Source organism: Citrobacter sp. Ce104 (assembly GCF_030334595.1).
GTDB classification, from domain to species: Bacteria; Pseudomonadota; Gammaproteobacteria; order Enterobacterales; family Enterobacteriaceae; genus Citrobacter; species Citrobacter europaeus.
Genome location: NZ_JAOWDP010000070.1, coordinates 87,304 through 111,120 on the forward strand (window position 1 = coordinate 87,304; position 23,817 = coordinate 111,120).

A 23,817-nucleotide genomic window follows, 5' to 3' on the forward strand; every position below is an offset into this window, starting at 1 on the left:
AGCGCAGCGCCATCAGGCATCCCGGTCTCAACCCTGATTATCGTTTACCGCTATGCAGCCAGAACGGTTCCAGCGCGATTGCCTCGTTGCGGAAGTGTTCAATTTCAATATATTGATTGGCCGCAATGGCGTGACGCAGACCCTGCCAGTTGGCGATCCATTCCGAGGCAACGTTTTCGTCGTAGTACCCCGCCAGCATCAGCATGCTATCAATATTGCGCGTCAGGCGTGGAAGCTGGTCGGCGTACTGATCGCCAAGCGGCTGAGCAAAAGCGGTTTTCAGTTCAGCGGCATGGCGCGAAAGATGAGTATCTGAGAAACGCTTAAAGGAGTCGGCAATTTTGCCCTGCGCCTTCTCATCCAGGAACGACTGCCATCCTTTGGTCACCAGCCATTCGGTCAGGGCCAGTTTAGCCATTGCTGTTTGCGTGCTGTAAACCGCCGAAACGGCAGAAACATCCGACGCCATGACCGCTTCCGACTGGGTCAGCAAATCACGTAAGTGAGCGCTCGCTTTTCGCGGCACATTACCGCCAAACAGCATCAGTATGTGACGCACCAGGCCCATTGCCGCCAGCACCTCGGCTTTCGCCCCTTTGACGCCGCGCACCCACAGCTCTTCATGGTACTGCCACTGTGATAATGCCAGCTCCAGCGCCGCTTCCAGCCCTTGCTCAATGCTCGCCTTCGCCGGAACCTTCAAAATGCGCGTCGGTCTGAGTTCACGCGGCGCATTCCCCTGAGCCAGATGATAGCCACGCGCCGCTTTACTCAGACTGCCCTGGCGTAAGCCGGCTTGCGAAACCAGCTGGTTTGCCAGCTTCAATACCGCACGGGTATCGCCGCTTAGCAGTTCAAGTTCAAGCTCACAGATAGGTTCAGCAAACTCGCCCGCTTTCACTTCCCCAAGGTCGAGAGCCATTTCAATTCGACTGCCGTCAACATCAAGGAGCCATTTCTCACGATAAAAATCGGTGCTGAACAGCGGCTGCACCTGAGAGGCAAGTTCAGCAGGCAGCTCGCCATCGGGCCAGACTTCCGTTGGGAACAGAGCGAGATCCAGCTCTGGCGCGTTTAGCGCAACGTTATATTCAGGCCGCTGATGCAGGCCGCCCGTCACCCGTCCGGCAATTTTCATGGTCATTTCGTAATGACCATTCTCACCACGAATACGCAGCCCCATATCGTGACCACGCAACCACGCATCCGGCGTTTCGTAGTAGATATTCAGCAACTGACTGGGCGCATGATGCTCACCCCCCAGCGTATTCAGACGTTCACGTAGCGCATCTACAGCATCACTATTGACGATAAATTTTAATTCGATTTCCTGGGCCATGGTCTTGTACTTATGGGTTATGTCACAGTTGAGAAAACTGACTGCGAACTAAGTTCGTTCTTTATGGTCAGTAGATAGTATTTTGCGCCAAATTGCCATGCAACGAGCAATTTGACGGGCGTAAAAGTTTCGGGTGGTGGCTAAAAGGACACAGATGATTCCGATTGATGTCGAATGCTTTGCGTAGAGACACTGATGCCACTACTATCGTTCCACTTTCTATGACAATAACGACAGCCTGATGCCAAAATTACGCCTGATTGGATTAACTTTACTCGCACTTAGCGCCACTGCAGTTTCTCATGCCGAAGAAAAGCGCTATGTCTCTGACGAACTGAACACCTGGGTCCGCAGCGGTCCGGGAGATAATTATCGCCTCGTGGGCACGGTTAACGCCGGCGAGGAAGTTACGCTATTACAGACCGATGCCAACACTAACTACGGCCAGGTGAAAGACAGCACCGGTCGTACCGCCTGGATCCCGCTGAAAGAGCTGAACAGTACGCCGAGCCTGCGTACCCGCGTTCCCGATCTGGAAAACCAGGTTAAGACCTTGACCGATAAGCTCAATAATATCGATACCACGTGGAATCAGCGCACCGCCGATATGCAGCAAAAAGTATCGCAAAGCGACAGCGTGATCGACGGTCTGAAACAAGAAAACCAGAAGCTGAAGAACGAGCTTATTGTGGCGCAAAAGAAGGTCAGCGCAGCCAACCTTCAGCTTGATGACAAACAGCGCACCATCATTATGCAGTGGTTCATGTACGGCGGCGGCGTACTGGGTCTTGGTCTGCTGCTCGGTCTGGTTCTGCCACACATGATCCCAAGCCGTAAACGCAAAGATCGCTGGATGAACTGAATCGCCTTCTCCGCCACACTGACATATGATTAAGAGATCATAATTTCAAAAGGAAAGTGGCGTGAAGATTTATCTGGTCGGTGGTGCTGTTCGGGATGCGTTATTAGGGCTACCGATTAAAGATAAAGATTGGGTTGTTGTCGGCGCCACGCCGCAAGAGATGCTCGACGCGGGCTACCAGCAGGTAGGCCGCGATTTTCCCGTGTTTCTGCATCCGCAAACCCGGGAAGAGTATGCGCTGGCGCGTACCGAACGTAAATCCGGTTCGGGGTATACCGGGTTCACCTGCTACGCCGCGCCGGATGTAACCCTGGAGGCCGATCTTCAGCGGCGCGACCTGACTATCAACGCAATCGCCCGCGATGACGATGGAGAGATTATCGATCCGTATAACGGACGCGACGATCTGGAAAGGCGTCTGCTGCGCCATGTTTCTCCTGCCTTTAGCGAAGATCCGCTGCGCGTGCTGCGCGTGGCGCGCTTTGCTGCCCGCTATGCGCACCTCGGCTTTCGTATCGCTGACGAAACCATGACGCTGATGCGCGACATGAACGACGCTGGCGAACTGGAACACCTGACGCCAGAGCGGGTGTGGAAAGAAACAGAAGGCGCATTAACCACCCGCAACCCACAGGTATTTTTTCAGGTCCTGCGCGACTGCGGCGCACTGCGCGTTCTGTTTCCGGAAGTGGATGCTCTGTTCGGCGTTCCCGCGCCCGCTCAGTGGCACCCGGAAATCGATACCGGTATTCACACGTTGATGACGCTGTCGATGGCAGCCATGTTAAGTCCGGAGGTCGACGTGCGTTTCGCCACGCTGTGCCACGATCTTGGCAAGGCGTTGACGCCAAAAGCGCTGTGGCCGCGCCACCACGGCCACGGTCCGGCTGGCGTTAAGCTGGTCGAGCAACTGTGTCTGCGCCTGCGCGTGCCGAATGACATCCGTGATTTAGCCAAACTGGTGGCCGAGTTTCACGACCTCATTCATACCTTCCCGATCCTGCAGCCAAAAACCATCGTTAAGCTGTTTGATTCCATCGATGCCTGGCGTAAACCGCAGCGCGTGGAGCAAATCGCCCTGACCAGCGAGGCCGACGTACGCGGGCGAACCGGTTTTGAAGCGGCGGATTACCCGCAAGGCAGACTGTTGCGCGAAGCCTGGCGGGTTGCGCAGGCGGTGCCAACGAAAGACGTCGTTGAGGCGGGATTCAAAGGTCAGGCTATTCGCGAGGAGCTGACCCGGCGTCGCATCGCGGCAGTGGCATGTTGGAAGGAGCAGCGTTGCCCTAAACCCACCACCTAAACGGATATAACCCGTAGGCCGGATAAGGCGGAACGCCGCCATCCGGCACCACGGTAAGTCATCAGAAGAACACGACGCAAACGGCAGCCGCTACAACAAAGCGATAAATCGCAAACGGAATGAACGAGATACGCTTAATCAGCTGCAGGAAGGTTTTGATCGCTACCAGCGCCACGATAAACGCCGTCACGAAACCGACGGCAAACATCGGGATATCTGATGCGCTGAGAAACGACCAGCTCTTGTAGAGATCCAGCGCCGTTGCACCCATCATCATCGGCACGGCCAGCAGGAAAGAAAACTCAGACGCCGCGTAACGGCTCACGCCCATCAGCATACCGCCAGAAATCGTCGCCCCGGAGCGAGAAAAGCCCGGCCACAGGGCCAGACACTGGAAACAGCCGATCATAAACGCCTGCCTATAGGTCATATCATCCAGACCCGGCGCACGCGGCTCTTTCGGCTTCAGGCATTCTGCGGCAATCAGCAGCACGCCCCCTACCACCAGCGCATACATCACGTTGATCGGGTTAAACAGCGATTTGATGGTGTCGTGGAATATCAGCCCCAGCACCACGGCTGGGATCATCCCCAACAGAATATGTCCCAGCGTCAGTCGACCTTTGCCAGTACCTTCATGCGGGGCTTTGCCGAAGTGAATACCAATCAAACTAAACAGACGTCGCCAGAACATCACCACGACTGCCAGAATAGAACCTAGCTGGATTACCACCTCGAAAGTTTTTGCGGTGTCACCCTCAAAACCCAGCAGGTGGCCAACAATAATCATATGGCCGGTACTGGAAACGGGTAAAAATTCCGTCAACCCTTCGACCACACCCAAAATTGCCGCCACCAGCAGCGAGTGCATATCACTCATTAATAAACCCCTAGATAGAGAAACCACGGCAAAAAAGAGCCGACGAAAGGACCCTTTTATACCCGTTTGTTTTAGAAATTATTAAATTAATTATTTTCTTTCAGATTATTGCCACGCTCAATGATAACCCCGACGTTCGCCGCACGGGCTACCGCGCCAGGTTTACTGAGTTTGATCCGTACCCAGGGAGAATTAAAGCGGCTAAGCAGCAGCTCCGCCACCTCTTCCGCCACGCGTTCTACCAACGCAAAACGCCCACCTTCCACATGATTAACAACCGTTTGAGCAATATCAGCATAGCTCAGGCAATCAGCCACATCATCGCTTTTAGCCGATTTGCGGTTATCCCACGCCATTTCGATATCGAACACCAATCGTTGCTCGATCGTTTGTTCCCAGTCGTAAACACCAATAGTGGTGATTACAGAAAGTTGCTCTATAAATACAATATCCATCACGACCTGCCTGCTTTTTGGCTAACCCGGATACCACTTCCGGCGAAATATGCGTATTATCCACAGAAGTAGCGTTTTACACGACATTTTCAAAACGGAACAGCTTATGAGTGCAATCGCGCCTGGAATGATTATCTTCGCGTACCTCTGTGGCTCAATTTCCAGTGCTATTCTGGTATGCCGCCTTGCTGGATTGCCGGACCCGCGCGACAGCGGCTCTGGGAATCCGGGCGCGACGAACGTATTGCGCATTGGTGGCAAGGGAGCCGCCGTCGCGGTACTAATTTTCGACGTCCTGAAAGGTATGTTACCCGTCTGGGGTGCCTATGCGCTAGGCGTCAGCCCCTTCTGGCTGGGATTGATCGCGATCGCCGCCTGTATGGGACACATCTGGCCAGTATTCTTCGGCTTTAAAGGTGGGAAAGGCGTTGCCACCGCCTTTGGCGCAATTGCGCCGATTGGTTGGGACTTAACCGGCGTGATGGCCGGAACCTGGCTGCTGACCGTCTTATTAAGCGGCTATTCGTCGTTAGGCGCTATCGTCAGCGCGCTGATCGCCCCCTTCTACGTCTGGTGGTTCAATCCCCAGTTCACGTTCCCGGTGTCTATGCTGTCGTGCTTAATTCTGCTACGTCACCATGACAACATTCAGCGTCTGTGGCGTCGTCAGGAACCAAAGATCTGGACCAAGCTGAAGAAAAAGCGCGAAAGAGATCCCGAGTGATTTCGATGTCGGATAGCGACGCGACGGCGTCTTATCCGGCTTGAGGGATGTGATACCCCTCCACCGGTTTGCCTAAACGGTTCTGACACCACGTCGCCAGAAACTCCACGCACACGCGCAGCTTCACGCTGCGATACAGCGGCTCCTGATAAACCGCCCAGATATTGGCGCTTTGCGCATAGTCCGGCAGCACACGCACCAGTTCACCGCTTGCCAGAAACGGCTGCAGGTCCCATTCGGAACGCAGCATAATCCCTTTCCCCTGAAGCGCCCACTGCAGCACAATCTCACCGCTGTTAGAGGAAAGATGACCCGCTACCTTGATCGACTTTTTCTCCTTGCCGTTATCCAGGTCCCACACCCCGTGAGTCATATCGCGTTCTTTGGTAACCAGACAATCATGCCGGCTTAATTCCTGTAGCGTCATCGGTTTGCCGTATTTTTGTAAATACATCGGTGCTGCACATAATATTCTTCTGTTTTTCGTTAACAAATGCGCAATATAATAATCAGGAATTTCGTCATTAATACGAATATCCAAATCAATATTATCCTGTGCCAAATCAATTTGCCGATCGTAAAGTTCAAAATGCACCTGTAATTCAGGATAGCTATGCATCAATTCGGTAATTGCCGGTGCAATATAACTGCGCCCAAAACCAAAGCTACAGCCGATACGAATCATCCCTGCCGGGCGTGTTTTGAGCTGCGTGACGTCATCGACCAGATGCTGATAGCCCGCAAGAATAGCCTGCGCATGTTCATAGCAACGTTGACCACTCTCCGTTAATGCCACACCGCGCGCAGAGCGGCTTAGCAGCGTCGCTCCCAGCGTGGCCTCAAGGATCTGAATGCGTTTCGTCACAAACGCCGGCGTTTGGCCAAGCGTCGCTGCGGCGGCGCTGAAGCTGCCGCTACGCACAATTTCGACCAGCACCTGCAGGTCTTTCGCCAGGGGATACGTGTTCAGCATGATCGGTAGATCCGTAATGTTGTTAACCGCAGTGTAATTCCCTCATGCGTATTAAACCCTGCCTTTGCGCAATTTTTATTGTCTTATCCGGACATCATTCACGAACTGTTAATTGGATATTCACAGTGGCAAATAATATAAAACCACACTTTTAATGGTAGTTTGTGACGGAGAATTTATTTCCAGACAAACAAAAGAACTGGAGTTAACAAGATGAGCAATCAAAATAACCAAAATGCGATAACTACGCTGACGAACATTGTCGCGGACTTTACCGCCATGATTTCTACCCGCATGCCCGACGACGTCGTGGATAAATTAAAGCAGCTGCGTGAAGGCGAAACCTCGCCGATGGGTAAAATCATCTACCACACCATGTTTGACAACATGCAGAAGGCTATCGACCTGAACCGTCCTGCCTGTCAGGACACCGGCGAGATTATGTTTTTTGTGAAGGTTGGTTCCCGTTTTCCACTCCTCGGCGAACTGCAAAGCATCCTGAAGCAGGCCGTTGAAGACGCCACGGTAAAAGCGCCGTTGCGCCATAACGCTGTCGAGATTTTTGATGAAGTGAATACCGGCAAAAATACCGGTACCGGTGTGCCGTGGGTCACCTGGGACATCATTCCTGATAATGATGACGCGGAAATCGAAGTCTACATGGCAGGCGGCGGCTGTACGCTGCCGGGACGCTCGAAAGTGTTAATGCCTTCTGAAGGTTACGAAGGCGTGGTGAAATTTGTCTTCGAAAATATCTCCACGCTGGCAGTCAACGCCTGTCCGCCGGTGCTGGTGGGCGTAGGTATTGCCACCTCTGTAGAAACCGCCGCTGTTCTATCTCGTAAAGCGGTGCTGCGCCCTATCGGATCACGTCATCCGAATCCGAAAGCGGCCGAACTGGAACTGCGTCTGGAAGAAGGGCTTAACCGTCTGGGTATTGGTCCACAAGGGTTGACCGGGAATAGCTCGGTAATGGGCGTGCATATCGAATCCGCCGCACGCCATCCGTCGACTATCGGCGTTGCCGTCTCTACCGGCTGCTGGGCGCACCGCCGCGGCACGCTGTTGGTTCATGCAGACCTCTCCTTCGAAAACCTGTCTCACACCCGGAGCGCGTTATGAAAAAGATCCTCACAACCCCGATCAAAGCCGAAGATCTGGCAGACATTCGCGTTGGCGATGTTATTTACCTGACGGGTACGCTGGTGACCTGCCGTGACGTTTGCCACCGTCGCCTGATCGAACTGAAGCGCCCGATTCCTTATGACCTGAACGGCAAAGCCATTTTCCACGCAGGCCCAATCGTACGTAAGAACGGTGAGAAATGGGAGATGGTCTCCGTCGGCCCAACCACCAGCATGCGTATGGAAGCGTTTGAGAAAGACTTTATCGAACAGACTGGCGTCAAGCTGGTGGTCGGCAAGGGCGGCATGGGACCGCTGACAGAAGAAGGCTGCAAGCAGTTTAAAGCGCTACACGTCATCTTCCCGGCAGGCTGTGCGGTCGTGGCGGCAACCCAGGTTGAGGAGATCGAAGAAGTGCACTGGACGGAACTCGGCATGCCGGAGTCCCTGTGGGTGTGTCGGGTAAAAGAGTTCGGCCCGCTGATCGTTTCCATCGATACCCACGGTAACAACCTGATCGCCGAAAACAAAAAACTGTTCGCTGAACGTCGCGATCCTATCGTCGATGAAATCTGCGAGCACGTGCACTACATCAAATAACCCTCCCGGAGAGGCGCTGCGCCTCTCCCCTTTCGTAGGGATACAACAATGGCACCTTTAGCTGGTTGGTGGCGATACCTGGCTCCGCTGGTGGTCATCGCCATTATTGCTGTTCTGCCCGTTCCCACCGGTCTCGAGAGCCACACCTGGCTCTATTTTGCCGTCTTTACCGGTGTGATTGTCGGGCTTATTCTGGAACCTGTACCGGGCGCGGTGGTGGCGATGATTGGTATTTCGATCATCGCCGTCCTTTCGCCATGGCTGCTGTTCAGCCCGGAGCAACTCGCGCAGGACGGTTTTAAATTTACCGCCAAATCGCTGTCGTGGGCGGTATCTGGCTTTTCAAACTCGGTCATCTGGCTGATCTTCGCGGCCTTTATGTTTGGTACCGGCTATGAGAAAACCGGGCTTGGGCGGCGTATCGCGCTGATGCTGGTGAAAAAGATGGGGCACCGGACGCTGTTTCTCGGCTATGCGGTGATGTTCTCTGAGCTTATCCTCGCCCCCGTCACGCCTTCCAACTCCGCGCGCGGAGCCGGAATAATCTACCCGATTATCCGCAACCTGCCGCCGCTGTATAACTCACAGCCCAATAGCGCCAGTTCACGCTCCATTGGCTCATATATCATGTGGATGGGCATTGTCGCCGACTGCGTTACCAGCGCTATTTTCTTAACGGCGATGGCACCGAACCTGCTGTTGATCGGCCTGATGAAAGGAGCCTCCCACACGGCGCTGAGCTGGGGCGACTGGTTCTTAGGCATGCTGCCGCTGAGCATTTTACTGGTGCTGATTGTGCCCTGGCTGGCGTACGTGTTGTATCCACCAGTGCTGAAATCCGGCGATCAGGTTCCGCGCTGGGCGGATGCGGAGCTAAAAGCGATGGGACCGCTCTGCGCTCGCGAGAAAAAGATGCTGGTGCTGATGGTCGGCGCGCTGGTGCTGTGGATCTTCGGCGGCGATTACATTGACGCTGCGATGGTCGGATACAGCGTGGTGGCGTTGATGCTGGTACAGCGCATCATTAGCTGGGATGACATTATCAGCAATAAAGCCGCGTGGAACGTCTTTTTCTGGCTGGCCTCGCTGATCACGCTGGCCACCGGGCTCAATAACACCGGTTTTATTACCTGGTTTGGCAAGCTGCTGGCAAACGGGCTGAGCGGCTATTCGCCAATGATGGTGATGGTGGCGCTGATCGTGGTTTTCTATCTGCTGCGCTACTTCTTTGCCAGCGCCACGGCGTATACCTCCGCCCTGGCGCCGATGATGATTGCCGCCGCGCTGGCAATGCCGGAAATCCCGCTTCCGGTCTTCTGCCTGATGGTCGGCGCAGCCATTGGCCTCGGAAGCATTCTGACCCCGTACGCCACCGGTCCCAGCCCTATCTACTATGGCAGCGGCTATTTGCCAACGGCGGATTACTGGCGACTCGGTGCTATTTTTGGCCTGATTTTCCTCGTGCTGCTGGTGATTACCGGTCTGGTCTGGATGCCCCTCGTTTTACTGTAAGACTCTGGTGGGGCGGCGTATTGCCGCCCCTTTATCCATAAGCTTCTCATATGATCGATTTCCCGATGCGCTGAGGCATACTTTTTTGTATGCAAACACCCTCATGCTGATAAGGGAAACGCTCTGGACACGGTTGCGCACGAGACACTCACACGGGGCTGGCAGGCCGAACTGGATCTGCATTTTACCCGCACCGGGCACAAAACGGTGCTCGTCTCGGCGCGCCATCAGGGTCCATTGACGGTTCAGCGCCCGTTTTACCCGGAAGAGGACGTTTGCCATCTCTATTTGCTTCATCCACCGGCGGGGATCGTCGGCGGGGATGAGCTCCATATCGCCGTAACGCTCGACGAAAACAGCCACGCGTTAATCACCCAGCCAGGCGCGGGAAAATTTTATCGCAGCCGCGGACCACAGGCATTGTTGCGCCAGCATTTCACGCTTGCCTCACACGCCACGCTGGAGTGGCTGCCGCAGGATACGATCCTCTTTCCCGGTGCCAACGCCGCTATTCAGACCGTCTTTCATCTGACATCCGCAAGCCACCTGCTGGCCTGGGATCTGCTGTGTCTTGGGCGACCGGTTATGCAGGAAGTCTTCAGCCACGGCACGCTGCAAAACCGTCTGGAAGTGTGGCGGGATGGGCAGCCGCTGCTGATAGAACGCTTGCAATTGCGAGAGGGGAATCTGAGCGGCGTCGCGCACTTTCCCTGGGTCGGCACGTTACTGTGTTATCCGGCCAGCGAACTCATGCTGGAGGGCACCCGCGAGCGGCTTACGTCACTTGGCGATTACGCCGGGGCAACGCTTAACGACTCGCTGCTGACAATTCGCTTTCTTGCCGACGACAACCTGGTTGTTCAGCGCGTTATGCGTGACATCTGGCAATTTCTGCGCCCGCTGCTGACGCACAAAGCGCCCGTACTACCGCGAATCTGGCAAACCTAAGAGAATCCTTATGGAACTGACCCCCAGAGAAAAAGACAAGCTGTTGCTGTTTACCGCCGCGCTGGTGGCGGAACGTCGCCTGGCCCGCGGGCTTAAGCTGAACTACCCGGAATCGGTGGCGCTGATTAGCGCTTTCATCATGGAAGGGGCACGCGACGGGCAAACCGTGGCCGCGCTGATGGAGGACGGGCGTCACGTCCTGCGCCGCGATCAGGTGATGGAAGGCGTGCCGGAAATGATCCCGGATATTCAGGTTGAAGCCACCTTTCCGGACGGTTCGAAGCTGGTCACCGTCCACAATCCGATCGTCTAAGGAGCGGCAATGATCCCAGGTGAATATCAGATCGCAAAAGGCAATATCGCGCTCAATCAGGGACGGGAGACCTGCACGATCGTGGTGGAAAATCATGGCGACAGACCCATCCAGGTGGGATCGCACTATCACTTTTACGAGGTGAACCCGGCGCTACATTTTGACAGGCTGGCCGCACGTGGCTTTCGTCTGAACATTGCGGCGGGCACAGCGGTACGTTTTGAGCCGGGGCAAAAACGCGAAGTCGAACTGGTGCATGTAGCCGGCGCACAAAGGATCGTGGGCTTTCGCAGCGAAGTGATGGGCGCGCTGGAGGCAGATAATGAGTGAAATTTCCCGGCAAGCGTATGCCGACATGTTTGGCCCAACCACCGGCGATAAAGTGCGCCTGGCGGATACCGACCTGTGGATCGAGGTGGAAAAAGACTTCACCACTTACGGCGAAGAGGTCAAATTTGGCGGCGGAAAAGTGATCCGCGACGGCATGGGCCAGGGCCAAATGCGCGCGCAAGCGTGTGTGGATCTGGTGATTACCAACGCACTAATCGTCGATCACTGGGGGATCGTGAAAGCGGATATCGGTATCAAAGCCGGCAGGATCTTCGCCATCGGCAAAGCGGGTAATCCCGATATTCAGCCCAACGTCACGATCCCGATAGGCGTGGGAACTGAAGTCATCGCCGGGGAAGGCAAGATCGTCACTGCGGGCGGCGTAGATACGCATATTCACTGGATCTGCCCACAGCAGGCCCAGGAGGCGCTGGTTTCCGGCGTGACGACGATGATCGGCGGCGGCACCGGTCCGGCGGCAGGAACTCACGCCACCACCTGCACGCCGGGCCCGTGGTACATCGCGCGTATGCTGCAGGCGGCAGACGCATTGCCGGTTAACATCGGTTTGCTGGGCAAAGGCAACGGCTCAAATCCTGACGCCCTGCGCGAGCAAATCAGCGCGGGGGCAATTGGCCTGAAAATCCATGAAGACTGGGGCGCCACGCCTGCCGCTATCGACTGCGCGCTAACCGTGGCCGACGAAATGGACATCCAGGTAGCGCTGCACAGCGACACGCTCAATGAGTCCGGTTTCGTTGAAGATACGCTGGCGGCGATTGGCGATCGCACCATTCATACCTTCCACACCGAAGGCGCGGGCGGCGGCCATGCGCCGGATATCATCACCGCCTGCGCACATCCGAATATTCTGCCCTCCTCCACTAACCCGACGCTGCCCTATACCGTCAACACCATCGACGAGCATCTCGACATGCTGATGGTTTGCCACCACCTCGACCCGGATATTGCCGAAGACGTAGCCTTTGCCGAATCACGCATTCGCCGGGAAACGATCGCTGCCGAAGATGTTCTGCATGACATTGGCGCGTTTTCCCTGACTTCGTCCGATTCACAGGCGATGGGGCGCGTGGGCGAAGTGATCCTGCGCACCTGGCAGGTGGCACATCGCATGAAAGTTCAGCGTGGTCCGTTGGCAGAAGAAACTGGCGACAACGACAACCAGCGCGTTAAACGCTACGTTGCTAAATACACCATCAATCCAGCGTTAACCCATGGTATCGCCCATGAAGTTGGCTCCGTTGAGCCTGGCAAACTGGCCGATCTGGTGCTGTGGTCGCCCGCCTTTTTTGGCGTAAAACCGGCGACGATCGTCAAGGGCGGGATGATCGCCTGCGCGCCGATGGGCGACATCAACGCCTCGATCCCCACCCCGCAGCCGGTGCATTACCGCATGATGTTCGGCGCACTTGGCGCAGCGCGGCATCACACCCGGCTGACCTTTATTTCGCAAGCAGCTGACGCGCAAAACATCCCGCAGCAGCTCGGTTTGCGAAGCACTATCGCCGTCGTCAAAGGCTGCCGGACGGTGAAAAAGGCCGACATGATCCACAACGGCCTGCAACCCAATATCACCGTCGATGCTCAGACCTACGAGGTGCGTATTGATGGCGAACTTATCACCAGCGAACCGGCAGACGTTTTGCCGATGGCGCAACGCTATTTTCTGTTTTGAGGAGTGACGATGATCTACCTGACCCAACGCCTTGACCACGCCCACCGCGCCACCGCAAGCGTCACGCTACCCATTGATGTTCGGGTTAAAAGTCGCGCCAGAGTGGCGCTGAACGACGGTCGCGAAGCCGGGCTAATGCTACCGCGTGGTTTGCTGCTGCGCGGCGGCGATCTGCTAAGTACCGAAGATGGCAGCGAAGTGATCGAAGTGATCGCCGCGCCGGAGTCGGTTTCCGTGGTGAGCTGCGCCGATCCTTTTCTGCTCGCCAAAGCCTGTTATCACCTCGGCAATCGTCACGTTCCACTGCAAATTCTCCCCGACCAACTACGCTACCATCACGATCATGTGCTGGACGACATGCTGCGCCAGTTCAATCTTGAGGTGACGTTCGCCCAGTTGCCGTTTGAACCTGAAGCAGGCGCTTATGCCAGCGAATCACATGGGCATCATCACGGCCATGCGCACTGATGCATAACACCCAACAGCTACGTCTGATGCAGCTCGCCAGCAGCGCTCTCCCGGTGGGGTCGTTTACCTGGTCCCAGGGCCTGGAATGGGCGGTGGAAATCGGCTGGGTGAAAAGCGTCGATGACTTCTCTGCCTGGCAAATCCAGCAGATGGAGCAGAACTTTTTTACCGTCGACCTGCCGCTGCTGGCAAGACTGTATCGCGCCTGCGAGCAGGACGATCTCGCCGCCGCACGCCGCTGGAGCGCTTACCTGTTGGCCTGTCGCGAAACCCGCGAATTACGAGATGAAGAACGCAGTCGGGGCGCGGCGTTTACACGGCTGGTCACCGACTGGGAAGCGGACTGCTCGCGGGAGTGGCGCGCGCTCTTTATCGACAGCCAACTCTGCGGCATGGCCTGGCTGGGCGTGCGCTGGAAAATCCCCCTGACGCAGTTGGCGTTAAGCCTCGGCTACAGCTGGATTGAGAGCGCTGTCATGGCCGGCGTCAAGCTGGTTCCCTTTGGACAACAGGCGGCCCAGCGTTTGATTATTGCGCTCTGCGATCGCTATGCGCAGGGTCTGGCACAGGCGCTGGCGTGTCCTGACGCCAGCCTCGGCTCCGCAACGCCGCTGGCCGCTATCGCGTCTGCCCGGCATGAAACCCAATATTCCCGATTATTCCGCTCCTGAGGAGAAAAAATGAGTAATAACAAGCATCCCCTGCGTGTGGGCGTTGGCGGCCCGGTTGGCTCGGGCAAAACGGCGCTGCTGGAAGCGTTATGCAAAGCCATGCGCAAGAGCTATCAGTTGGCGGTGGTGACCAACGATATCTACACCAAAGAAGATCAGCGCATTCTCACCGAGGCAGGCGCACTGGAACCGGACAGGATCGTCGGCGTGGAAACCGGCGGCTGTCCGCATACCGCCATCCGTGAAGATGCATCGATGAATCTGGCTGCCGTAGAAGCGCTGAGTGAGAAATTCGGCAATCTGGATCTGATTTTTGTGGAAAGCGGCGGCGATAATCTGAGCGCCACCTTCAGCCCGGAACTCGCGGATCTGACGATCTATGTGATCGACGTTGCTGAAGGCGAGAAGATCCCGCGTAAAGGCGGGCCGGGGATCACCAAATCCGATTTTCTGGTGATCAATAAAACCGATTTGGCCCCTTATGTGGGCGCCTCGCTGGAGGTGATGGAGCGCGATACCTTACGCATGCGCGGCGAGCGTCCATGGACGTTTAGTAATTTAAAGTCCGGAGATGGCCTGGAAAAAATTATCGCGTTTCTGGAAGAGAAAGGAATGCTGCGGATGTAGCGTATTGCCCGGTGGCGCTACGCATACCGGGCCTACGATATTGTGAACTTATGCTGCCGGTAATTCCGCCAGCGGCCAGCGTGGACGCACGGTCACGCCAAGATCCGCCGTTGCGCCCGCTTTAAAACGCACCATGCCCGCGTAGGCGATCATCGCCCCGTTATCGGTGCAAAATTCCGGACGCGCATAAAACACTTCGCCACGACGTTTTTGCATCATCTCTGCCAGTTTTGCGCGCAGCGTACGGTTCGCACTCACGCCCCCCGCCATCACCAGACGTTTAAAACCGGTTTGATCCAGCGCGCGTTTGCACTTGATCATCAACGTATCAACCACCGCATCTTCAAACGCACGGGCGATATCTGCGCGGGTCTGATCGTCATTTTCGTTATTACGAATGGTATTCGCAGCGAATGTTTTCAGACCGGAGAAGCTGAAATCCAGCCCCGGACGGTCGGTCATTGGACGCGGGAAAACAAAACGTTTTTCAACGCCTTGCGAAGCCAGCTTTGACAGCATTGGGCCGCCAGGATAATCCAGCCCCAGCAGCTTGGCTGTTTTGTCGAACGCTTCGCCAGCGGCATCATCAATCGATTCGCCGAGTAATTCATACTGACCGATACCGGTGACGCTGATCAACTGCGTGTGACCGCCGGAAACCAGCAGCGCGACAAACGGGAAAGCAGGAGGATTATCTTCCAGCATCGGCGCCAGCAGATGCCCTTCCATATGGTGCACAGGAATTGCCGGCACGCCCCAGGCGAACGCCAGCGAACGTCCTACGGTTGCGCCAACCAGCAGCGCGCCAACCAAACCAGGACCTGCGGTATACGCTACCGCATCAATCTCTTTTGCCGTCAGCCCCGCTTCTTTCAGCGCGGCCTGGATCAGCGGTACGGTTTTACGTACGTGATCGCGCGAGGCCAGTTCTGGCACTACGCCGCCGTAGTCAGCGTGTAATTTCACCTGACTATACAATTGGTTGGCTAAAAGACCTTTTTCATCGTCGTAAATGGCGATGCCGGTTTCATCGCAGGACGTTTCAATACCCAGTACACGCATGACTTGTTTTACCTCGCTTTATTACCGCGCAGTGTAGGACCAATGCGGGTTGATGTAAAACTTTGTTCGCCCCAGGAGTTTCGCTCGTGTATACTCCTTGTCCTTATAAAAGTCCCTTTCAAAATCGCGTCGGTGCTTTACAAAGCAGCAGCAATTGCAGTAAAATTCCGCACCATTTTGAAATAAGCTGGCGTTGATGCCAGCGGCAAACCGAATTTATTAAAGGTGAGAGTTACATGCCGGTAATTAAAGTACGTGAAAACGAGCCGTTCGACGTAGCACTGCGTCGCTTCAAGCGTTCATGCGAAAAAGCAGGTGTTCTGGCGGAAGTTCGTCGTCGTGAGTTCTATGAAAAACCGACTACCGAACGTAAGCGCGCTAAAGCTTCTGCTGTGAAACGTCACGCGAAGAAACTGGCTCGCGAAAACGCACGCCGTACTCGTCTGTACTAATCCATTGAGAGCTAAAGCTCTCAATTCAGACTGAGTTGTAGTTGTAAGGCCGTGCTTCCGGAAGGAATGCGCGGCTTATTTTCGTTTATACACGTCATCATTCAAGCTGCCTCTGCGTTGGCTGCAGTCGTTCACCCCAGTCACGTACTTATGTACGCTCCTGAGGATTCGCTCCATTGCCGCCTTGATGCATCCTGAATGATTTTGTGTATATGAGTCATCAAAAAACAGGGGCTTATGGCTGGACGAATTCCTCGCGTTTTTATTAATGACCTGCTGGCAAGAACCGACATCGTCGATCTCATCGACGCACGGGTGAAGCTGAAAAAGCAGGGCAAAAATTATCACGCGTGCTGTCCGTTCCATAACGAAAAAACCCCCTCTTTCACCGTAAACGGTGAAAAACAGTTTTATCACTGCTTTGGGTGTGGCGCGCATGGCAACGCCGTCGACTTTCTCATGAACTACGACAAGCTCGAGTTTGTGGAAACCGTCGAAGAATTGGCCGCAATGCACAACCTTGAAGTGCCCTATGAAGCAGGCAGTGGCCCCAGTCAGATAGAGCGCCATCAACGGCAAAGCCTTTATCAATTGATGGACGGCCTGAACACTTTTTATCAACAGTCTTTGATGCAACCCGCCGCTACCCCCGCGCGCCAGTACCTGGAAAAGCGCGGATTAAGTAGCGACGTTATCACCCGTTTTGCTATTGGTTTTGCGCCCCCCGGCTGGGACAACGTCCTGAAACGGTTTGGCGGCAATGCTGAGAATCGCAAATCGCTGGTCGATGCGGGGATGTTGGTCACCAACGATCAAGGACGCAGTTACGATCGCTTCCGCGAACGGGTGATGTTCCCCATCCGCGACAAACGCGGTCGGGTCATTGGTTTTGGTGGACGCGTGCTGGGCGATGCCCTGCCGAAGTATCTCAACTCCCCGGAAACCGATATTTTCCATAAAGGTCGCCAGCTGTATGGCCTTTATGAAGCCCAGCAGGATAACGCCGATCCGCAGCGCCTGTTAGTGGTAGAAGGCTATATGGATGTGGTGGCGCTGGCGCAATACGGCATTAACTACGCCGTGGCATCCCTTGGGACGTCAACCACCGCAGATCACATCCAGTTGTTGTTCCGCGCGACGAACAACGTAATTTGCTGTTACGACGGCGACCGTGCCGGACGCGATGCAGCATGGCGCGCGCTGGAAACCGCACTGCCCTATATGACAGACGGACGCCAGCTACGCTTTATGTTTTTACCTGACGGCGAAGACCCCGATACGCTGGTGCGTAAAGAAGGGAAAGAGGCCTTTGAAGCCCGGATGGAGCAGGCGTTGCCGCTCTCCGCGTTTTTATTTAATAGCCTGTTGCCACAGGTGGATTTGAGTACCCCGGACGGACGCGCACAGCTCAGCACGCTGGCATTACCGCTGATTACTCAGGTACCAGGCGAAACGTTGCGCATTTATCTGCGACAGGAGTTGGGAAACAAGCTCGGCATTCTGGATGACAGCCAGCTTGAACGTTTAATGCCAAAACTGGCAGAAAATGGAGCTTCCCGTCCTGTTCCACAGCTAAAACGTACGACCATGCGTATACTTATAGGGTTGCTGGTGCAGAATCCGGGCCTCGCCCCGCTGGTTCCACCGTTAGGCGCACTGGATAGCAATAAGCTGCCTGGTCTTGGCTTATTCAGAGAACTGGTCAACACTTGTCTGGCTCAGCCAGGTCTGACTACCGGGCAACTTTTAGAACACTATCGTGGCACAAATGATGCTGCGACCCTTGAAAAACTGTCGATGTGGGACGATATAGCAGATAAAGATATCGCAGAAAAAACCTTCACCGACTCACTCAACCATATGTTTGATTCGATGCTTGAACTGCGCCAGGAAGAGTTGATAGCTCGTGAGCGCACACACGGTTTAAGCAGCGAAGAACGCCGGGAACTCTGGACGCTGAACCAGGAACTGGCCAAGAAATAAGCGAAAGACAAAACAAAGACAAAATCATTCGCGTTGTATCAAGGCAGCAAGTGAACGAACGCCAGGGAGTGTACATAAGTACATGACCAGGATGACAAATCCGCCGGGAGCGGATTTGAACGCTGCTTGCGGCGGCCCCGTAAGGGGCGAGGCTCAGGATGAGCCGAGTAACGAACGCAGCTAACGCAGAGACAACGTGAAGGATGAAGTATTTAACGGCTTAACTGCCGAATATCGATCGGGAAGCCCCCGACAGCCGCACGGAGAGGCAGCGGCAAAATATAAGTATGCCCTCGTTTTGCCGTTGGCGGTTTTACCGCCCAACACCAATCAAACGAATTAAGTGTGGATACCGTCTTATGGAGCAAAACCCGCAGTCACAGCTGAAGCTTCTTGTCCAACGTGGTAAGGAGCAAGGCTATCTGACCTATGCCGAGGTCAATGACCATCTGCCGGAAGATATCGTCGATTCAGATCAAATCGAAGACATCATCCAAATGATCAATGACATGGGTATTCAGGTGATGGAAGAAGCACCTGATGCCGATGATCTGCTGCTTGCTGAAACCTCCAACAGCACCGATGAAGACGCGGAAGAAGCGGCTGCCCAGGTTCTGTCCAGCGTTGAGTCCGAAATCGGTCGTACAACTGACCCGGTTCGCATGTACATGCGTGAAATGGGTACCGTTGAACTGTTAACCCGTGAAGGCGAAATCGACATCGCTAAACGCATCGAAGACGGGATTAACCAGGTTCAATGCTCCGTTGCCGAATACCCGGAAGCCATCACCTACCTGCTTGAGCAATACGATCGCGTAGAAGCTGAAGAAGCGCGTCTTTCCGATCTGATCACCGGCTTTGTCGATCCGAACGCGGAAGAAGACATGGCGCCAACGGCGACGCACGTCGGTTCTGAACTCTCTCAGGAAGAGTTGGATGACGATGAAGACGAAGATGAAGAAGAAGACGACGACAGCAGCGATGACGACAACAGCATCGATCCTGAATTAGCGCGTGAAAAATTTGGTGAACTGCGTACTCAGTACGAAATCACTCGCGACACCATCAAAGCGAAAGGCCGCAGTCATGCTGCCGCGCAGGAAGAAATTCAGAAGCTGTCTGAAGTGTTCAAACAGTTCCGCCTGGTGCCGAAGCAGTTCGACTACCTGGTAAACAGCATGCGCGTCATGATGGACCGCGTGCGTACTCAGGAACGTCTGATCATGAAGCTCTGCGTTGAGCAGTGCAAAATGCCGAAGAAAAACTTCATCACTCTGTTCACTGGCAATGAAACCAGCGAAACCTGGTTCAACGCGGCAATCGCGATGAACAAACCGTGGTCTGAAAAACTGCACGATGTAGCAGATGATGTTCACCGCGGCCTGCAGAAGCTGCAGCAGATTGAAGAAGAAACCGGCCTGACCATCGAGCAGGTTAAAGATATCAACCGTCGCATGTCCATCGGTGAGGCGAAAGCCCGTCGTGCGAAAAAAGAGATGGTTGAAGCGAACTTACGTCTGGTTATCTCTATCGCCAAAAAGTACACCAACCGTGGTCTGCAGTTCCTGGATCTGATTCAGGAAGGTAACATCGGTCTGATGAAAGCGGTTGATAAGTTTGAATACCGTCGTGGTTACAAGTTCTCCACCTATGCAACCTGGTGGATCCGTCAGGCGATCACCCGTTCGATCGCGGATCAGGCGCGTACCATCCGTATCCCGGTACATATGATTGAGACCATCAACAAGCTCAACCGTATCTCCCGTCAGATGCTGCAAGAGATGGGCCGCGAGCCGACGCCGGAAGAACTGGCTGAACGCATGCTAATGCCGGAAGACAAGATCCGTAAAGTGCTGAAGATCGCTAAAGAGCCTATCTCCATGGAAACGCCGATCGGCGACGATGAAGATTCGCATCTGGGTGATTTCATCGAGGATACCACCCTCGAGCTGCCGCTGGACTCTGCGACCACCGAGAGCCTGCGTGCCGCAACGCACGACGTGCTGGCTGGCCTGACCGCCCGTGAAGCGAAAGTTCTGCGTATGCGTTTCGGTATCGATATGAATACCGACCACACGCTGGAAGAAGTGGGTAAACAGTTCGACGTTACCCGTGAACGTATCCGTCAGATCGAAGCGAAGGCGCTGCGTAAACTGCGTCACCCGAGCCGCTCTGAAGTACTGCGTAGCTTCCTCGACGATTAATCTCGCCGCATAAGCATAACGCCACCGCAAGGTGGCGTTTTTCTTTATAGTCCTCGCCTGAGCAAGGCGTCATTCACTTCCCGATACGCCTCCACCAGTTTATCCAGCGTGATCCGGCTTAACCCGCTGGGATTCGGCAATACCCATATTTGCGTCGCGCCAATGGTCAGCGTCTGTTTCCCCCACTGCGCCCCACGCTGGCTAAGACCCTGCTCAAATGCCTGCTTGCCAAGGATCGCGAGCGCTGCAGGCTGATACTCCTCAATTTTCTCAATGAGCAGACGACCGCCGCTACGCATCTCCTGCGGCTTCACCTCATTGGCTTGCACCGTTGGTCTGTCGACAAATTTAGTCACGCCGCAGCGGAAGTCCAGCAGGTGCTGTGCCTCTTCAGGTTTTAGCTGACGATCGGTAAATCCCGCCTGATGGATGACCTTCCAGAAGCGATTAGCGGGGTGTGCAAAGGGGAATCCTGTACCTGCGGAAGACAGCCCTGGGTTAATGCCGCAAAACACCACCCGTAGCCCCGGCGCCAGTATGTCCTTAACCATAATTACTCCGAACAATACATCAAGGGAACAAGTATAACGGACTGAAAATACATTGTTTATAAAAACAGCATCCGTACGCTTATGTCTGGATTGCAACGCAGAGTTACTTTATAATCCACCGCCACGGCCCCTTAGCTCAGTGGTTAGAGCAGGCGACTCATAATCGCTTGGTCGCTGGTTCAAGTCCAGCAGGGGCCACCAAACTTCAAGGACTTGCGAGAAATCGCAGGTCCTTTTTCTTTGGGTGCCATTTGGGTCAGGAAAGTTATTGCCTCCGAGTCCTGTTCATCTCGCTGCCAGCGTTCGCGTAAAGTGCAGGGCGATGATGTCATGCAGTTTATCGATCGGTACGTTGATGGCCCCGGCTTCTGCCGGCTCATACATGAATACTTTGAAGAATAATCTGTCGTCGGGTGAGCGGAAGCAACGCCAGCGATTGTTCTATGATCTGCAGGCCGTCAGATTTATTCCTACGGGATCTCAGCGTGAAAAATCATTACGCTCCGGTAATGGACGTAGGGGATTCACAAAAATAATATCTATCTGATATTATTTTTGGTGCATATATAATCGTGATTACAAGCCCAGCGCTCTATCATCTCAGATAAAAAGATTGATAGAATCTGAATTTGTAGACAAAACAAACAGGACCATGGTGTGACACCAGGCATTCATATTATTTGAAACTTTGTTTAGCACGTTCATTATTTAGCCATTGCTTAAGCGCTGTAAGCTTAGCCACACCATTTCTTCTATAGACGTATACAGACTTTGCCGGGAGTCCCAAAGTTTGAGAAAAATTTTTCACTGTCTCTCCTCGGTAGTAACGGATGGCGACAGCCAACTCCCTTAAAGATAACCTCTTGATTTTTCTGTTTTTATATTTAATCCCTTCACTGAGAATTGACTCAACTCTGATAAAGTCCTGACTCAGGAGCTGTTCACAGGATAAATTAGCATCCGTGCAAAAAACTTTTGACAAAAGGGTTTCATTATTAATCAGCGGGCTTAAAATAAAGCTAACCCATGCAGGAGGAAAATCAGAAATAATATATACTGATGAACTACACTTTGTGTTGCAAATAATACTCGCTGTTTTTTTCAGCGCACTAAGAATAGTATCAATATTACCATTCAGATACACAAAAATGCATACTTCACCACTCTCTGGAAACAATAGCAATTCATCACCGGAGAGATACTCCTGGTCACAGGATATTCTCTTAGGTGCCTCACTCTCATGCATGAAAAGTGCTGTGGCGCCTTCACAAGCATAACTACAACAAGAGATGATATAATAGTGATTATATTTTTTAATTGAAGGCAAAGATGAATTACAAATCATATTCATTCCCTATAATAATAGTTATAATGAAAAATTGACCAGGAATCTACCCAATAATAAAAATGTTACCTTTTTCTAATAAATGTAACAAAACAATGCTTTAAAACTTAATTCAAGCATAACAAACATAAAACAAGAGGACCACACAATTATCAACAAAAAACATCAAAAAAAGCCATTACCTTTAACCCTTAGTATAAAAGATAATAAAGATCACATCACTTATCATTATTTGCCATGTACATTTCTGATCTTATTTCGCTGCAAAATAAACCCAATAATCTACAGCCCATTTTTGGAAAGTTGGCATACCAGACTTCGTGTTTCCCGTATAAAATATCACCTTATGATCAGAATATGATTAGATATTAAAAGTATTATTATTATTCTCAATGTATAATAAGTGGCGACTAACCATCTGAAAGGACCAATATACCAACGTTATTTAAATAATTAAACATAGGGGCTACCATATGGAAACAAAAATTTCCCCAGAGGCATTGCTTCATCGAAGAAACCTTATAAAAGCTAACCCTAAATTTAAAGAAGCCATAAGAGAACACTATCAAATCAATGATAAAATTTATAAGAAACAACCTTTGTTCTACAAAGTAATGCTTCAGGAATCAAGATTCAACATCGCACTCTCAATGTGTTGTTTTGTTTTTGGTAACCAGGCATCATGTATATCAGAGATTAAAGAGCTCTGCTCCAGATATCAAATCGCCAGTCCTAATAGCGTTATTGCAATCATTACGCTATTAAAAACAACGAACAGAATTAAAACATGGCGTAGCCAGGAAGACAGAAGGAAAATCCTGATCACGCCAACGCAAAAAGGAATCGATGAACTTAAAAGATATATGTCTGGCGCGTTTTCGCCGTTGAATCTGCTCTACCCTGAATATAATATTTCAGTAGATTCACTGGATGATGAAGCGCCACGGTATGATTTTTTCAAACGCGCATCCCAATATCTTTTTCGCGGAGTAACCTTCAAAAAAATCCTGCCTGAAGTCGGGATATTTATTGAAAAAGATGGCGGGCGAATGATTATGCTTTATCTTTACTTGCAAGCTATAGAAAAACTGACCAGTCGTGGTGCAGTCATTAATTATTCATCAAATGTACTGGCCAAAGAATTCTTTGTGTCACGGATTCATGTCAGCAGGATTATAAAGGTTGCCCAGGACACTGGTTACCTGAGAGAAAGAGCAGACGGATTGATTGAGATTTATCCTTCATTTATTCAGCTTGTCGAAAACTATGCAGGTCTGTATTTTGCTTATGTCATGCACTATCTGAATATACATCCTGAAAAATAGTTAAATCCCCCCCCATTCTTTCGTGCTAGCTTGTGGTAAGTTACAAGCGATCGATTTGCGTCGATCGCTT

General features: G+C 53.0%; 24 protein-coding genes and 1 tRNA gene. 18 read left to right on the forward strand and 7 right to left on the reverse strand.

Annotated elements, in window-relative coordinates:
• Positions 1-37: 37 nt before the first annotated feature.
• Positions 38-1,339, reverse strand: coding sequence for a CYTH domain-containing protein (locus OGW16_RS26170; protein ID WP_043017655.1), 1,302 nt, complete (start codon positions 1,337-1,339; stop codon positions 38-40).
• 241 nt (positions 1,340-1,580) lie between these two features.
• Between OGW16_RS26170 and OGW16_RS26175 the strand changes: the two genes are divergently transcribed.
• Positions 1,581-2,201: a TIGR04211 family SH3 domain-containing protein gene (locus tag OGW16_RS26175; RefSeq protein ID WP_043017656.1), complete on the forward strand. Its 621-nt coding sequence runs from the start codon at positions 1,581-1,583 to the stop codon at positions 2,199-2,201.
• Between the two features lie 61 nt (positions 2,202-2,262).
• Positions 2,263-3,504, forward strand: a complete 1,242-nt coding sequence (locus OGW16_RS26180; RefSeq protein WP_080626079.1) for a multifunctional CCA addition/repair protein — start codon at positions 2,263-2,265, stop codon at positions 3,502-3,504.
• A 61-nt stretch (positions 3,505-3,565) separates the two neighbouring features.
• Here the strand turns inward: OGW16_RS26180 and bacA are convergent, their stop codons facing one another.
• Both bacA and folB read right to left on the reverse strand, forming a co-directional pair.
• Entirely contained in the window at positions 3,566-4,384 is an 819-nt protein-coding gene (gene bacA / locus OGW16_RS26185) for an undecaprenyl-diphosphate phosphatase (protein ID WP_286519341.1), read from the reverse strand.
• An 86-nt stretch (positions 4,385-4,470) separates the two neighbouring features.
• Positions 4,471-4,839: a bifunctional dihydroneopterin aldolase/7,8-dihydroneopterin epimerase gene (folB, locus tag OGW16_RS26190; RefSeq protein ID WP_080626078.1), complete on the reverse strand. Its 369-nt coding sequence runs from the start codon at positions 4,837-4,839 to the stop codon at positions 4,471-4,473.
• A 106-nt stretch (positions 4,840-4,945) separates the two neighbouring features.
• On the opposite strand from folB, the gene plsY reads away from it, so the two are divergent.
• A complete protein-coding gene (plsY, locus tag OGW16_RS26195; RefSeq protein ID WP_080626360.1) occupies positions 4,946-5,563 on the forward strand; it encodes a glycerol-3-phosphate 1-O-acyltransferase PlsY in 618 nt (205 codons plus the stop codon).
• 31 nt (positions 5,564-5,594) lie between these two features.
• On the opposite strand, the gene ttdR is transcribed toward plsY, so the two are convergent.
• Positions 5,595-6,536: an L-tartrate utilization transcriptional activator TtdR gene (gene ttdR / locus OGW16_RS26200; protein ID WP_286519342.1), complete on the reverse strand. Its 942-nt coding sequence runs from the start codon at positions 6,534-6,536 to the stop codon at positions 5,595-5,597.
• 213 nt (positions 6,537-6,749) lie between these two features.
• Here ttdR and ttdA point away from each other — a divergent pair, with 213 nt between their 5' ends.
• The 10 genes from ttdA to ureG all read left to right on the forward strand — a co-directional run bounded on the left by ttdA (position 6,750) and on the right by ureG (position 14,825).
• Positions 6,750-7,658 (forward strand): L(+)-tartrate dehydratase subunit alpha, encoded by a 909-nt coding sequence (gene ttdA, locus OGW16_RS26205; RefSeq protein ID WP_016154538.1) that lies wholly within the window; start codon positions 6,750-6,752, stop codon positions 7,656-7,658.
• On the forward strand, positions 7,655-8,260 hold the full coding sequence (gene ttdB, locus OGW16_RS26210) for a L(+)-tartrate dehydratase subunit beta (RefSeq protein WP_003828447.1): 606 nt from the start codon (positions 7,655-7,657) through the stop codon (positions 8,258-8,260). Before ttdA ends, ttdB begins: the two co-directional genes overlap by 4 nt.
• A 48-nt stretch (positions 8,261-8,308) precedes the next feature.
• The gene (locus tag OGW16_RS26215; RefSeq protein ID WP_181231051.1) at positions 8,309-9,772 is read left to right on the forward strand and encodes an anion permease; all 1,464 of its coding nucleotides are present in this window, start codon (positions 8,309-8,311) and stop codon (positions 9,770-9,772) included.
• 123 nt (positions 9,773-9,895) lie between these two features.
• Complete coding sequence (locus OGW16_RS26220) at positions 9,896-10,720, forward strand: urease accessory protein UreD (RefSeq protein ID WP_196781245.1); 825 nt, start codon at positions 9,896-9,898, stop codon at positions 10,718-10,720.
• 10 nt (positions 10,721-10,730) lie between these two features.
• Positions 10,731-11,033, forward strand: coding sequence for an urease subunit gamma (locus tag OGW16_RS26225; RefSeq protein WP_003024678.1), 303 nt, complete (start codon positions 10,731-10,733; stop codon positions 11,031-11,033).
• Between the two features lie 9 nt (positions 11,034-11,042).
• Complete coding sequence (locus OGW16_RS26230; protein ID WP_047408526.1) at positions 11,043-11,363, forward strand: urease subunit beta; 321 nt, start codon at positions 11,043-11,045, stop codon at positions 11,361-11,363.
• Positions 11,356-13,059: an urease subunit alpha gene (ureC, locus tag OGW16_RS26235; RefSeq protein WP_043017662.1), complete on the forward strand. Its 1,704-nt coding sequence runs from the start codon at positions 11,356-11,358 to the stop codon at positions 13,057-13,059. Before OGW16_RS26230 ends, ureC begins: the two co-directional genes overlap by 8 nt.
• Before the next feature lie 9 nt (positions 13,060-13,068).
• Positions 13,069-13,527, forward strand: coding sequence for an urease accessory protein UreE (gene ureE, locus OGW16_RS26240; RefSeq protein WP_047408519.1), 459 nt, complete (start codon positions 13,069-13,071; stop codon positions 13,525-13,527).
• Entirely contained in the window at positions 13,527-14,198 is a 672-nt protein-coding gene (locus OGW16_RS26245; protein WP_043017664.1) for an urease accessory protein UreF, read from the forward strand. Before ureE ends, OGW16_RS26245 begins: the two co-directional genes overlap by 1 nt.
• Before the next feature lie 9 nt (positions 14,199-14,207).
• Positions 14,208-14,825: an urease accessory protein UreG gene (gene ureG, locus OGW16_RS26250; protein WP_047408513.1), complete on the forward strand. Its 618-nt coding sequence runs from the start codon at positions 14,208-14,210 to the stop codon at positions 14,823-14,825.
• Between the two features lie 48 nt (positions 14,826-14,873).
• On the opposite strand, the gene tsaD is transcribed toward ureG, so the two are convergent.
• On the reverse strand, positions 14,874-15,887 hold the full coding sequence (gene tsaD, locus OGW16_RS26255) for a tRNA (adenosine(37)-N6)-threonylcarbamoyltransferase complex transferase subunit TsaD (protein WP_003024694.1): 1,014 nt from the start codon (positions 15,885-15,887) through the stop codon (positions 14,874-14,876).
• 236 nt (positions 15,888-16,123) lie between these two features.
• Between tsaD and rpsU the strand changes: the two genes are divergently transcribed.
• The 3 genes from rpsU to rpoD all read left to right on the forward strand — a co-directional run bounded on the left by rpsU (position 16,124) and on the right by rpoD (position 20,526).
• Positions 16,124-16,339, forward strand: a complete 216-nt coding sequence (gene rpsU / locus OGW16_RS26260; RefSeq protein ID WP_001144069.1) for a 30S ribosomal protein S21 — start codon at positions 16,124-16,126, stop codon at positions 16,337-16,339.
• Between the two features lie 237 nt (positions 16,340-16,576).
• The gene (gene dnaG / locus OGW16_RS26265) at positions 16,577-18,322 is read left to right on the forward strand and encodes a DNA primase (RefSeq protein ID WP_003828467.1); all 1,746 of its coding nucleotides are present in this window, start codon (positions 16,577-16,579) and stop codon (positions 18,320-18,322) included.
• 359 nt (positions 18,323-18,681) lie between these two features.
• Positions 18,682-20,526 (forward strand): RNA polymerase sigma factor RpoD, encoded by a 1,845-nt coding sequence (rpoD, locus tag OGW16_RS26270; protein ID WP_043017666.1) that lies wholly within the window; start codon positions 18,682-18,684, stop codon positions 20,524-20,526.
• A gap of 44 nt (positions 20,527-20,570) precedes the next feature.
• On the opposite strand, the gene mug is transcribed toward rpoD, so the two are convergent.
• On the reverse strand, positions 20,571-21,077 hold the full coding sequence (gene mug / locus OGW16_RS26275) for a G/U mismatch-specific DNA glycosylase (protein WP_100194860.1): 507 nt from the start codon (positions 21,075-21,077) through the stop codon (positions 20,571-20,573).
• Positions 21,078-21,202: 125 nt separating this feature from the next.
• Here mug and OGW16_RS26280 point away from each other — a divergent pair.
• A tRNA-Ile gene (locus OGW16_RS26280) sits at positions 21,203-21,278 on the forward strand.
• A 475-nt stretch (positions 21,279-21,753) separates the two neighbouring features.
• Here the strand turns inward: OGW16_RS26280 and OGW16_RS26285 are convergent.
• Entirely contained in the window at positions 21,754-22,422 is a 669-nt protein-coding gene (locus OGW16_RS26285; RefSeq protein WP_125461436.1) for a hypothetical protein, read from the reverse strand.
• Positions 22,423-22,895: 473 nt separating this feature from the next.
• On the opposite strand from OGW16_RS26285, the gene OGW16_RS26290 reads away from it, so the two are divergent.
• On the forward strand, positions 22,896-23,747 hold the full coding sequence (locus OGW16_RS26290; RefSeq protein WP_032950251.1) for a hypothetical protein: 852 nt from the start codon (positions 22,896-22,898) through the stop codon (positions 23,745-23,747).
• The last annotated feature ends 70 nt before the right edge of the window (positions 23,748-23,817 follow it).